Source organism: Burkholderia sp. MSMB1835 (assembly GCF_001526365.1).
GTDB lineage: Bacteria > Pseudomonadota > Gammaproteobacteria > Burkholderiales > Burkholderiaceae > Burkholderia.
Genome location: NZ_LOYP01000004.1, coordinates 300505 through 313612 on the forward strand (window position 1 = coordinate 300505; position 13108 = coordinate 313612).

Here is a 13108-nt window from a genome sequence, read left to right on the forward strand (position 1 = left end):
ACCTCATGGCGGATGCGGGGGCGCGGCGGTATGCGCAGCCTCGCGAATGCGTTGCGCGAACGGGCGCGTCGTTGCGCGTTTCGAAGCGACGCGGCGCGGGCGGCCGCGTAGTCTCGGACAAACTTGATCACCGGGAGAAGACGATGAAGGTATGTGTTCTGGGCGGCGGCCACGGCTGCCATGCGGCGGCCATCGACCTGCTCGAAAAAGGCCACGACGTGACATGGTGGCGGCGCGATCGCGAGCCGCATGCGCGGCTGCGCGCGCTTGGCGTGCTGAACGTCACCGACTATCGCGGCAAGCGCGCGGTGCCGCTCGGCGATGCGCCGGGCGCGATCCGCCCGACCGACGATCTCGCCGCCGCGCTGCATGGCGCACGGCTCGTCGTGGTGCCGCTGCCGGCCACGTCGCACGACGCGCTCGCCGCGCAGGTCGCGCCGCTGCTGGAGGACGGCCAGGTCGTGTTCCTGCCGCCCGGCACGTTCGGCAGCGCGGTGTTCGCGCGTGCGGCGGCCGACGCCGGCAACCGTTCGCGCGTCGCGTTCGCCGAAACGGGCACGCTGCCGTACCTGGTGCGCAAGCATGGCGACAACGATGTCGTGATCAGCGCGTACGCGACGCGCCTGCCGACCGGCGTATGGCCGGCGAACGCGGCCGGCTGGGCGTTCGACGTGCTGCGGGCGGGCTATCCGTCGGTCGAGCCGGTGGAGGATGCGTTGTCCGGTGCGCTGATGAACGCGGGCCCGGTGATTCACCCGCCGCTGATCCTGATGAACGCCGGGCCGCTCGAACACTTCGATGCGTGGGACATCCACAACGAAGGCACGCAGCCGTCGATTCGCCGCGTGACGAACGCGCTCGACGCCGAACGCGTCGCGGTGCGCGAAGCGCTCGGCTACCGCGCGCCGCATTTCCCGCTCGCCGATCACTATGCGACCGACGGCGACGAGTGGATGTACGGGCGCGGCGCGCACGGCAAGCTGACCGATAGCGGCGACTGGCGCGAGAAGATCGATCTGCGCACGCATCGCTACATGCTCGAAGACACCCGGCTCGGGCTGTCGTTCATCGTGTCGTGCGGGCGCTGGGCCGGCGTGCCGACGCCCGTCGCGCAGGGGCTGCTGAGCATCGCGAGTGCGGTCGCGGTGCGCGACCTGTATGCGGAAGGCCGCACGCTGGAGCGGCTCGGGCTCGCGGCGCTGTCGAAGGACGCGCTGCGCGCGCTGCTCGACGCGGGGTACGCGGCATGAAGGCGGCCGCCGATGTGACGCGCATCCACGTGCTCGGCGCGGGACGCATGGGGCAGGGCATCGCGCTCGTGTTCGCGTTCGCGGGCCTCGACGTGACGCTGATCGACTTCAGGCCGCGCGATGCGGCCGGCTTGCGCGCGTTCGACGAACGCACGCGCGGCGAGCTCGCCCGGCCCGTGCAGGCGCAGGTCGCACTGGGCCGCATCGATGCCGCGCAGGCCGACGCCGTCGTCGCGCGCATCGCGCTCGTGGCGCGCGACGGCGCGGCGGACGCGGTGCGCGACGCCGATATCGTGTTCGAAGCGCTGCCCGAAGTGCTCGATGCCAAGGCCGACGCGCTGCACTGGCTCGGCGAGCACGTCGATGCGCACGCAACGATTGCGTCGACCACGTCGACGTTCGTCGTCACCGAATTGCAGCGCCATGTCGCGCACCCGGCGCGGATGCTGAACGCGCACTGGCTGAATCCCGCGCTGCTGATGCCGCTCGTCGAGGTCAGCCGCAGCGATGCGACCGACCGAGCCGTCGTCGACGCGCTCGCGGCGCTGCTCGAACGCGTGGGCAAGAAGCCGGTGATCTGCGGGCCGGCGCCCGGCTATATCGTGCCGCGCATCCAGGCGCTCGCGATGAACGAGGCCGCGCGGATGGTCGAGGAGGGCGTGGCGAGCGCCGAGGACATCGACACGGCGATTCGCACCGGCTTCGGCCCGCGCTTCGCGGTGCTCGGGCTGCTCGAATTCATCGACTGGGGCGGCTGCGACATCCTGTACTACGCGTCGACGTACCTGGCCGGCGAGATCGGCCCGCGCTTCGCCCCGGCCGCGAGCGTCGTGCGCAACATGGAAGCCGGACGCGACGGCGTACGCACGGGCGCCGGCTTCCACGACTATGCGGCGGTCGACGTGCCGGCGTACATGCGGCAGCGGCTCGGCGAATTCGCGCGGCTGCTCGATCATCTCGGGCTGGCGCCGGCGTTCGACGGGGCGCGGCGCGACGCCGGGCGCTGAGCGTCGCGCGTTCATGCCGAATGGTCGCGCGAACCGTCGACGGGCGTGATGCGCGTCTCGCGCATCGCGCACAGCGTCGCGACGGTCACGAGGCCGAGCGCAACGAGGAACAGCGACACCGGCCACGATGCGTGATAGCGCGCGAGCAGCGCGGTCGCGATCAACGGCGACATCCCGCCCGCGAAGATCGACGCGACTTCGTGGCCGAGCGCGACGCCCGAGTAACGCACCTCGGTGCTGAACAGCTCGCCGACGAGCGCGGGCAGCGTACCGATCATCGCGCCGTGGCTCACCGCCGTGCCGACCGTCAGCGCGAGCCACACGAGCGGCGTCGCGCGCGTGTCGAGCAGCCAGAAGAACGGAAACGCGCACGCGACGAGGCTCAGCGCGCCGATCAGGTACACGGGCTTGCGGCCGATCCGGTCGGACAGGCGGCCCCATGCGAGCATCGCGCCCATCTCGACGATCATCGCGATCATCACGCCGGTCAGCATCGTGCCGTTCGGGATGCCGACGTATTTGCCGTAGACGAGCGAGAACGCGAGGAAGATGTACGCGCCGCCGTTCTCGGCCACACGCAGCCCCATCGCGAGCAGGATTTCCTTCGGATGGCGGCGGATGCACTCGACGATCGGCAAATGCGTGTGCGCGCCGCGCTTGCCGGCCTGCTCGAAGTCGCGGCTTTCCGGCAGATGGCGACGAATATAGATGCCGATCGCGAAGATCGCGACGCTCGCGAGGAACGGCAGCCGCCAGCCCCACGTGCGGAACATGTCGTCCGGCAGCGCCTGCGCGGCGAGAAACGCGGCCGACGACAGCACGAAGCCGCCGCCCACGCCGAGCTGGCTCCACGCTGCGTAATAGCCGCGCTGCTCGGGCGGCGCGTTCTCGCTGATCATCAGTACGCCGCCGCCCCATTCGCCGCCGGACGCGATGCCCTGCAGCAGGCGCAGCACGACGAGCGCGGCCGGCGCCCACAGGCCGACCTGCGCATAGGTCGGCAGCAGGCCGATCGCGAAGGTCGATGCGCCCATGATCAGCAGCGTCCACACGAGCGACGCCTTGCGCCCGTAGCGGTCGCCGACGTGGCCGAACACGATCCCGCCGAGCGGGCGCGCGACGAAGCCGAGCGCGAATGCCGCGAACGCGGCGAGGCTGCCCGCGAGCGGCGATGCGCCGGGCGGAAAGAACACGTGGCCGAATACCAGCGCCGCGGCGGTGCCGTATACGAAGAAGTCGTACCACTCCATCGCGTTGCCGGCGACGGAGGCGATGACGATCCGGCGCAGTTGCCGGTCGGCGAGCGGCCGGGCGGCGCTCGGGGATTGCACGGTGTCGGTCGGGTACATGGCGGGCTCTGATGGGGGGCGGGTGCGTGCCGTCTCGTGCGGCACTGCGGGCTAGTGTTGTCGGCCCGGCTCTCCCGGTCAAATCCACAGAAAAAGGGGAGTGTCATCACTCCCGCAAATGATGGTCGCGGCGTGCGTGGCCGTGCCCGTGCGCGCTGGCGCCCGTCACCGCTCGATCCGCCGGTTTCGGCGCGTGTCCCCGTTCGCCGGCGCGGATCGAGGGCGGCTTGCGTCATCCGGTCGACGAACCGAAGACGCCGCGGGGCGAAGTCGCGACTTGCCGAGCGATCGCATTGCCGCCAGCGACGTACCGCGAACGATGTCGTCCGGTGTGTCGCGCCCGTTCGCACCGAATGGCGTTTTTTGAGGGTTATACGGCCTTTGCGCCATTGACCTCCCGTTCCATACTTCACGTGGGCGATCAAGCCGGAGCCCGCGCGCAAACGCCATCGCGCGTCGCGTATTCGGCCCGATCGATCACGGACATGAAAAGGAACGGAAGATGAGGCTCGAGAACAAGTCGGTGTTGATCACCGGTGGCACCAGCGGCATCGGTCTCGCCACCGCGAAGCTGTTCATTGCGGAAGGTGCGCGCGTCGCGGTGACGGGGCGCGACGAGACCGTATTCGAGCGCGTGAAGGCAGCGCTCGGCGAGCAGGCGGTCGTGCTCAAGGGCGACGTGCGGTCGCTCGACGACATGCGCGCGATTGCCGCCGCGGTCAACGAGTCGTCCGGCGGTCTCGATGTCGTGTTCGCCAATGCCGGCTGGGCTTTCCCGTCCGCCGTCGACGACATCGACGACACGCTCTATGACGACATCATGGACGTCAACGTCAAGGGCGTGGTGTATACGCTGCAAGCGGCGCTGCCGTACTTGCGCGAAGGTTCGTCGGTGATCCTCAATACCTCGTTCGTCGCGCAGACCGGCAAGCACGGCATCTCGTTGACCGCGGCGGCGAAGGCCGCCGTGCGATCGCTGGCTCGCAGCTGGTCGTACGAGTTTCTCGACCGGAAAATCCGTTTCAACGCAATCGCGCCCGGCCCGATCGATACGCCGCTGCTCTCGAAGTGGGGCAAGCCCGACGAATGGGTGCGCGACCGCAAGGCCGAATTCACCGCAGCGATTCCGGCGGGCCGCATGGGCAAGGCCGACGATATCGCATACGCGGCGCTCTATCTCGCCAGCGACGAATCGTCGTACGTCGTCGGCACCGAGCTGGTGGTCGATGGCGGCGCGTCGCAGCTTTGAGTTTGCGCTTCGCGCTTCCCGCTTCCCGGGCCCGGCACGCGATCCCGGCTCATCCCCATCCCGATTTCACGTTCGCCACGCCGTTGGCCGTGGCGGTTATTTCATCCGGCCCGGCGAGGTTGCGCTCGCCGATGGGCCGAAGTGCAAGGAGCAATCATCTTGACCGACAGTAGCGATAACCATGCCTCTGCCAGGCAACTCACGCGAGCAGGCCGTTCGCGCCGCGATGTCCTGAAGTTCGGCAGCGCCGCCACGCTCGGCGCCGTGCTGGGCGGCGGCGCGTTGCTCGGGCACGCCACGCCTGCGCTGGCACGGACGGGCAGCGCAGGGCTGCTCGCGCCGAACGAGCCGTTCGAGATCCTGATCGTCAACTACGACGGCGGCACGTTGCTCGACTTCGCAGGCCCCAGCGAGATCTTCCACCGGCTGCCGAATACGAACGTTCGCTATGCGAGCCTCGACGGCGGCGACGTGACGCTCGAATTCGGCGTCGTGTACGGCAAGACCGAACGGCTGGCCGATATCGACAAGACCGACATGATTCTCGTGCCCGGCGGGTCCGATTTGTCGGCGCCGATGCGGCCGGCGTATCAGGCGCAGATCCGGCGGCTGGCGGAAAGCGCCAGACACGTGACGTCGGTGTGCAACGGCTCGCTCGTGCTCGCCGCGACGGGCATGCTCGACGGCAAGCGCAGCGCGTGCCACTGGGCCTTTCTCAACAAGCTGTCCGAGTATGGCGCGATTCCCGTTCCCGATCGCTTCGTCGAAGACGACGACGGCCGCTTCATGAGCGGCGGCGGCGTGACGGCGGGCATCGATTTCGCGCTGCGCGTGGCGGCGAAGCTGCGCGGCCGGCAGGCGGCCGAATACACGCAACTCGTCGTCGAATACGATCCCGATCCGCCGTTCCACTCCGGTCATCCGAGAGATGCGCGGCCCGAACTCGTCGCGATGGTCGACAAGAAGCTGCCCGGCGCATCGAAGGGGCTCGCACGCGTTCCCGGCGTTCGCTGACACGCGTGCGGGCCACGCGTGCGGATCGCCGCCTCTTCACTTCAAACCCGATTCGGAACTCACTCGATGCGACAGATTCATCTTCGTACTGCTGCGTTTGCAGCGTGCATGTCCTTTTTTGCATTCACGGCGCCGGCTGTCGCCGGTGGTGCGCAACGCCTGCCCGAAGCGGCCATCAAGGCCGAGAACGCGCGTTGGGCGGATGCCTTCGCGCGAGGCGACTACGACGCGATAGGTCGCCTCTATACCGACGACGGTACGCTGTTGCCGCCGGGAGGCGACAAAGTCACGGGCCGCCGCGCGATCGCCGAATACTTCACCAACGGGTATGCCGGATCGAAACCCGGCACCGTATCGTTCAGTAACGACGAGTTCTACGGTGACGACCGGGTCGTGACGGAGGTATCGGATGTGGAGGTTCGCGACGGTGACGGAAAGCTGAAGATCCGCGCCAAGCAGACGCTCGTCTTCCTGAAGCAGGGCGGCGCGTGGAAGCTGCATCGCGACATGTGGAACGCTTACCCGCCGGTCAAGGATTGACCGCGATCGATGTCGGGCCAATCGGCGCGTTGCGTAGCCACGCTACTCGCGCGCCAATCCTTCGTTAGCGAGACCTCAACCACGCAGCGCGCCGATCGGCAGTCGGTCGATCAGCGTGCCGCGTTCGACCTGCTCTCGCGTCGAACCGCTTGCGGCGGGTGTCCAAGCAGCTTGACGAACGCTCGGCGCATCCGTTCCGGATCGGTGAATCCCACCGCCAGCGCAATCTGCTCGATCGGTTCGCTGCCGCCCTGAAGGCGCAGCCTTGCTGCTTCGACGCGCAAACGCTCGACGGCCCTCGCCGGCGTTTCGCCGGTTTCCCGGCGAAACGCGCGCCCGAACTGCCGCACACTCAAGCTGGCGGCATCGGCGAGCCGCTCGACCGGCAACGCTTCGGCCAGATGTTCCCGGGCGAAATTCAGCGCGATGCGGATGCGATCCGATTCCGGCTCCATCCGCGACATCGCGGAGAATTGCGACTGCCCGCCGGGGCGCCGATACGGAACGACCAGCAGCCGCGAGACTTCGCGCGCGATCTCCGCGCTCATGTCCCGTTCGATCATCCCGAGCGCGAGGTCGATGCCGGACGCGATACCCGCCGACGTCCAGACATGACCATCGACGACGTAGATACTGTCGCCGTCCACCCGCGTGCGCGGGAAGCGCGCCTGCAATTGCGCGGCGTAGCGCCAGTGCGTCGCCGCTCTCAAGCCGTCCAGCGAACCGGTTTCCGCCAGCAGAAATGCACCCGTGCACACGCTGGCCACCCGCGACGCCTTGGCGGCCAGCTTGCTGGCGGCGGCGATATTGTCCGATGTCTGCATCGGCGCGATATCGCCGCCGACGAACACGACGGTGTCGAACGCGCGCCTGCCGATCGGCTTCGTGTCGATCGACAGGCCGGTATTGCCGGGAATCGGGCCGCCGGAGGGCGAGATGACGTGAAGATCGTAGGGCGTGTGGCCGGCGGCCGTGGCGACCTGATTGAAGGCCGACAACGGGCCGCCAAGATCGAGCGCGTCGTAGCCGCGGCAAACGAAGAATCCAATCCGATGCATGACGAAGCAATTGATCGATAACCCCGGAATGGCGGATTTTACGCGGAACCCTCGAATGGTGTCGTTTGGCGCGAAACGAGGGAAAAACGTCGTTTACGCCGTCACTGGTTGCCTGTATTCGTTTGCGCCGCGCTTACGCGATGCCGACGGGAGCGGACGGTCAGCGGCGGTAGATGAACTCCAGATCGGTCGATTCGCCGACCTTGAAATCGTACGTGCCGACACGCTTGAAGCCTGCCTTCTCGTAGAACGCGATGGCCTTCGCGTTGCCGGACCACACGCCCAGCCATACCGGGCCGGGGCGCGTCGCGGCGAGATACTGGAGCGCGGCGTCGAACAACGCCCGTCCGGCGCCGGTTCCCTGCGTGCCGCGTCGAAGATAGATCTGATGGATCTCGCCCGCACCGTCCGTCACGTCCGGGTGCGGAAGCTTGCACGGCCCCGCATGCGCGTATCCGACCAGCGTGCCGTCGTCGCCTTCCGCGACCCACGTCCGGCACTGCGGGTCGCCGAGCTGCTCGGCGATCGCTGCAACCGAGTACGTCCGGGCTTCGTACTCGGCCAGATCGTCCGGCGGATAGTCGATGCCGAACCCGTCCTGCAGAAAGGTTTCGCGAAACGTATCGCGCTTCAATTCGGCAAGCGGGACGGCATCCGCCAGTGTCGCAACGCGGATCAACATTGAGCCTCTCCAGGTTCGGTGTCGGGCCGACAGTTTATCCCGGACGAGCTCGGGCAGACGCGTCGTCTGCTAGCCCGCGACCGTCGCGGTCGGACGCACGACGATCTCGTTCACGTCGACATCGGCCGGCTGCGCGATCGCATACGCGATGGCCGCCGCGATCGCGTCGGGTTCGAGCGCGATGCTCCGGTATCGCGTCATCGCTTCGGCGGCGACCGGATCGGTAATCGTGTCGGCCAGCTCGGACGTGACGACACCCGGGCAGATGCTCGTGACGCGCAGCTTGTCGTTCTCCTGCCGCAAGCCGTCGGAGATCGCGCGTACCGCGTATTTCGTCGCGCAATAGACGGCGGCCGTCGGCGATACGCGCAATCCGCCGATCGACGACACGTTGACGATCTGGCCGAAACCCTGCCGATTCATCACCGGCAGGGCGGCCGCGATGCCGTACAGCACGCCCTTGATGTTGACGTCGACCATGCGGTCCCACTCGTCGACCTTCAGCGACGCCATCGGTGACAGCGGCATGACGCCCGCGTTGTTGACGATGACGTCGATCTGCCCGTACTCGGCGAGCGCGGCGTCGACGAAGGCGACGCTGTCGTCGCGCCGCGTGACGTCGAGCGCGCGCCAGGCCGCGGTGCCGCCCTCGGCGCGAATGTCGTCGGCGAGCGCGGCGAGGCGTTCGGTACGGCGTGCGCCGAGCATCAGGCGCGCGCCGCGCGCGCCCAGATAGCGGGCGGTGGCCTCGCCGATGCCGCTGCTCGCGCCGGTGATCAGGATCACTTTCCGTTCGATGTTGTGGCCGGTCATGTCCGTTCCTCGGTGGGAGATGAAGAACCGACAGCATCGCGCGGAAGCATGCGTGACCGTTATTCCGCAAGTCCGCATTTCTTGCACGATTCTCCGAGAATGCGTGGGGCACGATCCGGCGCACGGTCGCGCCAGCGGCTTCCCGATCCGGGAAACGCGCCGATTTTGCAGCGCAGCGAAAGACGGCGACGCTCCCGCGGCCGGGTCTCCGTAACCCGCCGGAACCCCGGCACGGCAATCATGCGGATGCCGATGGTTGACCGCCCGCGGACATGCTAGGATTTCCGACAAACAACTCCGGAGACTGCGATGCCGTTCATCTGCGAAAACGTCGAATGTCGTGCCGTGCTGGCTCGCGGGCAGGTCAGGCACCATCAGGAGGACGCGGGCTGGTGCTTCTACTGCCCCGACTGCAACGCCAGAAACGAGTTGATGAATATCGGCACGGTCAGCGGCCCTGTCGAGCTGGTTCAGCCGGAGCGGGCCAGCCCGCCGCACAAGGTCGTCGCGACGGCCCGGCCGCTGGACGACGGCCGATACGCGGCGCAATTGAGCGTCCAGCGGGCGCTCGCCGTGAAAGGCACCTACGCGGCCGAAGAGCACTGGGATCAGCTCGGCGTATTCGGCGACGCGCAGGAAGCCGTCGCGCATGCGAAGTCTTTCGCCACGGACCTGCTGCAGCGCGCGGCATAGTCGGCACTTTTCCGTGAATGAACCAGGGGCGTCGCGCGTTCAGCGCGCGACGCCCCTTTGCGTTTTCCGCGTACGTTCGTCGGTGGTCGATATCGAACGGGGCACATACTGCTTCGCGATCCGTCGATCCGTCGATCCGTCGATCCGTCGATCCGTCGATCCGTCGATCCGTCGATCCGTCGATCCGTGTCGTGCGGAATCAAGCTCCCGGGAAAGCCGTGCGCGGTCACACGGCCGGCGCTTGTGCCGTGCTGCGTGCCTGTTCGCGGGCCGCGACGAGCGCCTGGATCCGCTCGCGGTCGGCCGGCGTCGCCGGCGTGAAGATCACGAGGCTCAGGTCCGGGCGGCCGGTGACCGTGAACGCCGAATATTCGAACGCGATCCGGCCGGCCTGCGGATGGCGGATCTCCTTCGTGCCTTCGTGCTGCGAATGGATTGCGTGGTCGCGCCACATCGCATCGAATTCGGCGCTCGTCGCGCGCATCTCGTCGACGAACGCCTGCACGGCCTGCGTCGCGCCGCTGCGCGCGACGTCCGCACGAAATGCCCCGACCGCGAACCGCGCGATGCGCTCCCAGTTCGGCTGCACGGCGCGCACGCGTGCGTCGACGAAGATCAGCCGCAGGATGTTGCGCGCGGCCGGCGGCAGGGTCGCGTAGTCGGTCAGCGTCGCGGCCGCCGCGTCGTTCCACGCGACGACGTCCCACGTCGCCGTGCGGATGATCGCCGGGCTCGCGTCGAGCGAATCGAGCACGTGCTGCAGGCGCGGCGTCACGCTGGCCGGCGCGTGATAGCGCACCTCGGGCGGGTGGCCGACGCCGAGCAGGAACAGGTGCTCGCGCTCGGCGTCGTTGAGCATCAGCGCGCGGGCGAGCCGGTCGAGCACGTCGGCCGACGGCGCGCCGCCGCGCCCCTGTTCGAGCCACGTGTACCACGCGGCGCTCACGTGTGCGCGCTGCGCGACTTCCTCGCGCCGCAGGCCCGGCGTGCGCCGGCGCGTGGCCGGCAGCCCGAGCGCGGCCGGGTCGAGTTTCTCGCGGCGGTCCCGCAGGTACGCGCCGAGCAGGTTGTCGGGGGCGTCAGCCATATCCTGTTAGTTCGTTTACCGGTAAACCGTCACGACTTCACCGCGAGCGGCCATCCGCACATAGTAAGCCTCCATTTCATCCGGAGGTGCTGAACATGCGTGTCTTTGTTACGGGAGCATCGGGATTCGTCGGCTCGGCCGTCGTGGCCGAACTCGTGGCGGCCGGGCACTCGGTGCTCGGGCTCGCGCGGTCCGATGCGGCCGCGGCGTCGGTCGCCGCGGCCGGCGCCGACGTCCATCGCGGGTCGCTGGAGGATCTCGACAGCCTGACGCGCGGCGCCGAGGCCGCCGATGCGGTGATCCACACGGGATTCAATCACGACTTCTCGCGCTTCGCGCAGAACTGCGAACTCGATCGCCGCGCGATCGAGACGATCGGCGCGGCGCTCGCCGGCTCGGCGCGGCCGCTGGTCGTCACGTCGGGCCTCGCGCTCGTCGCGCCCGGCCGCGCGGCGACGGAGGACGATCCGCACGTGCCGGTGTCGGCGCGCTATCCGCGTGCGTCCGAAGCGACCGCGGTCGCGCTGGAAGCGCGCGGCGTGCACGCGTCGGTCGTCCGCCTGCCGCCGTCCGTGCATGGCGACGGCGATCACGCGTTCGTGCCGCGCCTGATCGCGTTCGCGCGGGAGAAGGGCGTATCGGCGTTCGTCGGCGACGGCGCGAACCGCTGGCCGGCCGTGCACCGGCTCGACGCGGCGCGTGTGTACCGGCTCGCGATCGAACGCGGCGCGGCCGGCGCGCGCTATCACGCGGTCGACGATACGGGCGTGCCGTTCCGCGAGATCGCCGAGGTAATCGGCCGGCGGCTGAACGTGCCGGTCGTCGCGAAGTCGGCGGCGGAAGCCGGCGAGCACTTCGGCTGGTTCGCGATGTTTGCGGGGATGGATGCGCCCGCAACCAGCGAGCGCACGCGGGCATCGCTCGGCTGGGCGCCGACGCAGCCGCGGCTGCTGGCCGATATCGACCGGCCGCGGTATTTCGAAAGCTGACGAGCGGCGCGCGCCGCTCGCCATGGGCGCGGCTCAGACCGTGACGACGATCTTGCCGACCTGCGCGCCGGCTTCCATGTAGCGGTGCGCGTCCGCGATGTCGGCGAACGCGAACGTGCGATCGATTCGCGGCTTCAGCGTGCCGGCCGCGAGCCCGTCGACAATGAAGCGCTTCGCGCGTTCGAGCCGTTGCGCGCTGCCGGTGATCTCGAACAGCTCGTAGCCGCGCAGCGTCAGGTGGCGCGCGAGCAGGTCCATCACCGGCACCGGGATGTCGCGCGTGTCGAGCGCGCCGTACTGGAAGAACGTGCCGTCGGTGGCCAGCGCGCGCAGCAGGTTCGCCGCGTCGGGGCCGCCGACCGGGTCGAACACGAGACGCGCGCCGATGCCGCCCGTGATTTCGGCCACCTGTTGCGGCAGGTCGGCGGGGCTGCCGACGATCACGTGCTGCGCGCCCGCATCGAGCAGCGCCCGACGCTTCGATTCGCCGCGCGTCAGCGCGATCGGCACCGCGCCGATCTGGTTCGCGACCTGGATCGCGGCCTGCCCGACGCTGCTCGACGCGGCGCCGACCAGCACCGCATCGCCGCGCTGGAGCCCGCCGAGTTCGATCAGCGCGCCGTAGGCCGTCACGAACATCATCCACGTCGCGGCCGCTTCCTCGAACGACAGGCTGTCCGGATGCCTGACCACCGCATGCGCGGGCACGTTGACCACCTCGCCGTACATCCCGTAGTCGGCGAACGAGAATGCGGGCACGACGCTCACCGCGTCGCCTTCGGCGAACGCCGTCACGTTGCGGCCGACCGCCGCGACCACGCCCGACGCCTCGTAGCCGAGCGACGCCGGAAAACGCGGCATGAACGTGTATTCGCCGCGGCGGAACATGACTTCCGCGCGATTGACGCCGATCGCCTTCACGCGTAGCTGGATGTCGTCGGGGCCCGGCGCGGGCACGTCGACGGTGTCGATCTGCAGGACGTCGGGGCCGCCGACGCGGTGGAAACGAACGATGCGGGCCATGGAGTGCTCCTTCGGTGAACGGGTGTCGATGAAGCAGCATCGTAGGCGGGCGCCCGCGCCGGATAAACGCGCGGCCCGATCATTGATTGTTATTTGACGAATAACAATCGGCGCAGACGGGCGTGAGGGCCGGCCGATGTTCGATGCACTACGCTGGTTGGGCAACCGGCATCGCGATACTCGGCGCATCGCCGTCTGCTGCGTCGAGTGCATCAAATGTCGTCATCGTTTCGTCGCGCGTGATGAAACGATTCGCGCCTGACGACATTGCGTCGGCGGCGTTCACCAGTGAATTGCTTTTTATCCTCGCCGTTCTATATTGATATCTGCTTCTGTCGACACGGAGAATAAAAA

14 protein-coding genes are annotated in these 13108 nt (G+C 68.5%); 8 read left to right on the plus strand and 6 right to left on the minus strand.

Annotation, left to right across the window (positions count from 1 at the left end):
- The first annotated feature begins 143 nt into the window (after nt 1-143).
- Both WS96_RS03080 and WS96_RS03085 read left to right on the plus strand, forming a co-directional pair.
- Nucleotides 144-1250 (plus strand): NAD/NADP-dependent octopine/nopaline dehydrogenase family protein, encoded by a 1107-nt coding sequence (locus tag WS96_RS03080; RefSeq protein ID WP_059830562.1) that lies wholly within the window; start codon nt 144-146, stop codon nt 1248-1250.
- Nucleotides 1247-2257: a 3-hydroxybutyryl-CoA dehydrogenase gene (locus WS96_RS03085; RefSeq protein ID WP_059830564.1), complete on the plus strand. Its 1011-nt coding sequence runs from the start codon at nt 1247-1249 to the stop codon at nt 2255-2257. Before WS96_RS03080 ends, WS96_RS03085 begins: the two co-directional genes overlap by 4 nt.
- An 11-nt stretch (nt 2258-2268) precedes the next feature.
- On the opposite strand, the gene WS96_RS03090 is transcribed toward WS96_RS03085, so the two are convergent.
- Entirely contained in the window at nt 2269-3606 is a 1338-nt protein-coding gene (locus WS96_RS03090; RefSeq protein WP_059830565.1) for an MFS transporter, read from the minus strand.
- Nucleotides 3607-4108: 502 nt separating this feature from the next.
- Here WS96_RS03090 and WS96_RS03095 point away from each other — a divergent pair.
- The 3 genes from WS96_RS03095 to WS96_RS03105 all read left to right on the plus strand — a co-directional run bounded on the left by WS96_RS03095 (nt 4109) and on the right by WS96_RS03105 (nt 6409).
- The gene (locus WS96_RS03095; protein WP_059830567.1) at nt 4109-4855 is read left to right on the plus strand and encodes an SDR family oxidoreductase; all 747 of its coding nucleotides are present in this window, start codon (nt 4109-4111) and stop codon (nt 4853-4855) included.
- Nucleotides 4856-5014: 159 nt separating this feature from the next.
- A complete protein-coding gene (locus tag WS96_RS03100; RefSeq protein ID WP_059830570.1) occupies nt 5015-5869 on the plus strand; it encodes a DJ-1/PfpI family protein in 855 nt (284 codons plus the stop codon).
- Nucleotides 5870-5935: 66 nt separating this feature from the next.
- Nucleotides 5936-6409 carry a YybH family protein gene (locus tag WS96_RS03105; RefSeq protein ID WP_059830572.1) on the plus strand — a complete coding sequence of 158 codons (474 nt, stop codon included), beginning with the start codon at nt 5936-5938 and terminating at the stop codon, nt 6407-6409.
- A gap of 110 nt (nt 6410-6519) precedes the next feature.
- Here WS96_RS03105 and WS96_RS03110 read toward each other — a convergent pair whose 3' ends face one another.
- From WS96_RS03110 to WS96_RS03120, 3 genes are all read right to left on the minus strand, one after another.
- Nucleotides 6520-7467, minus strand: a complete 948-nt coding sequence (locus WS96_RS03110; RefSeq protein ID WP_059830574.1) for a GlxA family transcriptional regulator — start codon at nt 7465-7467, stop codon at nt 6520-6522.
- Between the two features lie 160 nt (nt 7468-7627).
- Nucleotides 7628-8149 carry a GNAT family N-acetyltransferase gene (locus tag WS96_RS03115; RefSeq protein WP_034205426.1) on the minus strand — a complete coding sequence of 174 codons (522 nt, stop codon included), beginning with the start codon at nt 8147-8149 and terminating at the stop codon, nt 7628-7630.
- 69 nt (nt 8150-8218) lie between these two features.
- The gene (locus WS96_RS03120) at nt 8219-8962 is read right to left on the minus strand and encodes an SDR family oxidoreductase (RefSeq protein ID WP_059827907.1); all 744 of its coding nucleotides are present in this window, start codon (nt 8960-8962) and stop codon (nt 8219-8221) included.
- A 309-nt stretch (nt 8963-9271) separates the two neighbouring features.
- On the opposite strand from WS96_RS03120, the gene WS96_RS03125 reads away from it, so the two are divergent.
- Nucleotides 9272-9655, plus strand: a complete 384-nt coding sequence (locus WS96_RS03125) for a hypothetical protein (RefSeq protein WP_059784449.1) — start codon at nt 9272-9274, stop codon at nt 9653-9655.
- A 226-nt stretch (nt 9656-9881) separates the two neighbouring features.
- Here the strand turns inward: WS96_RS03125 and WS96_RS03130 are convergent, their stop codons facing one another.
- Nucleotides 9882-10742: a helix-turn-helix transcriptional regulator gene (locus tag WS96_RS03130; RefSeq protein WP_059830576.1), complete on the minus strand. Its 861-nt coding sequence runs from the start codon at nt 10740-10742 to the stop codon at nt 9882-9884.
- 95 nt (nt 10743-10837) lie between these two features.
- Here WS96_RS03130 and WS96_RS03135 point away from each other — a divergent pair, with 95 nt between their 5' ends.
- Complete coding sequence (locus WS96_RS03135) at nt 10838-11731, plus strand: SDR family oxidoreductase (protein WP_059830633.1); 894 nt, start codon at nt 10838-10840, stop codon at nt 11729-11731.
- Between the two features lie 33 nt (nt 11732-11764).
- Here the strand turns inward: WS96_RS03135 and WS96_RS03140 are convergent, their stop codons facing one another.
- Nucleotides 11765-12754 carry a zinc-dependent alcohol dehydrogenase family protein gene (locus WS96_RS03140; protein ID WP_059830578.1) on the minus strand — a complete coding sequence of 330 codons (990 nt, stop codon included), beginning with the start codon at nt 12752-12754 and terminating at the stop codon, nt 11765-11767.
- Nucleotides 12755-12897: 143 nt separating this feature from the next.
- Between WS96_RS03140 and WS96_RS33505 the strand changes: the two genes are divergently transcribed.
- Nucleotides 12898-13077 (plus strand): hypothetical protein, encoded by a 180-nt coding sequence (locus tag WS96_RS33505; RefSeq protein ID WP_156443560.1) that lies wholly within the window; start codon nt 12898-12900, stop codon nt 13075-13077.
- Nucleotides 13078-13108 lie beyond the last annotated feature (31 nt).

Bases quoted from the DNA above. Each gene is read 5' to 3' on its own strand.
- WS96_RS03080 (WP_059830562.1), top strand. From the start codon at position 144: ATGAAGGTATGTGTTCTGGGCGGCGGCCACGGCTGCCATGCGGCGGCC.
- WS96_RS03085 (WP_059830564.1), top strand. From the start codon at position 1,247: ATGAAGGCGGCCGCCGATGTGACGCGCATCCACGTGCTCGGCGCGGGA.
- WS96_RS03090 (WP_059830565.1), bottom strand. From the start codon at position 3,606: ATGTACCCGACCGACACCGTGCAATCCCCGAGCGCCGCCCGGCCGCTC.
- WS96_RS03095 (WP_059830567.1), top strand. From the start codon at position 4,109: ATGAGGCTCGAGAACAAGTCGGTGTTGATCACCGGTGGCACCAGCGGC.
- WS96_RS03105 (WP_059830572.1), top strand. From the start codon at position 5,936: ATGCGACAGATTCATCTTCGTACTGCTGCGTTTGCAGCGTGCATGTCC.
- WS96_RS03110 (WP_059830574.1), bottom strand. From the start codon at position 7,467: ATGCATCGGATTGGATTCTTCGTTTGCCGCGGCTACGACGCGCTCGAT.
- WS96_RS03115 (WP_034205426.1), bottom strand. From the start codon at position 8,149: ATGTTGATCCGCGTTGCGACACTGGCGGATGCCGTCCCGCTTGCCGAA.
- WS96_RS03120 (WP_059827907.1), bottom strand. From the start codon at position 8,962: ATGACCGGCCACAACATCGAACGGAAAGTGATCCTGATCACCGGCGCG.
- WS96_RS03125 (WP_059784449.1), top strand. From the start codon at position 9,272: ATGCCGTTCATCTGCGAAAACGTCGAATGTCGTGCCGTGCTGGCTCGC.
- WS96_RS03130 (WP_059830576.1), bottom strand. From the start codon at position 10,742: ATGGCTGACGCCCCCGACAACCTGCTCGGCGCGTACCTGCGGGACCGC.
- WS96_RS03135 (WP_059830633.1), top strand. From the start codon at position 10,838: ATGCGTGTCTTTGTTACGGGAGCATCGGGATTCGTCGGCTCGGCCGTC.
- WS96_RS03140 (WP_059830578.1), bottom strand. From the start codon at position 12,754: ATGGCCCGCATCGTTCGTTTCCACCGCGTCGGCGGCCCCGACGTCCTG.
- WS96_RS33505 (WP_156443560.1), top strand. From the start codon at position 12,898: ATGCACTACGCTGGTTGGGCAACCGGCATCGCGATACTCGGCGCATCG.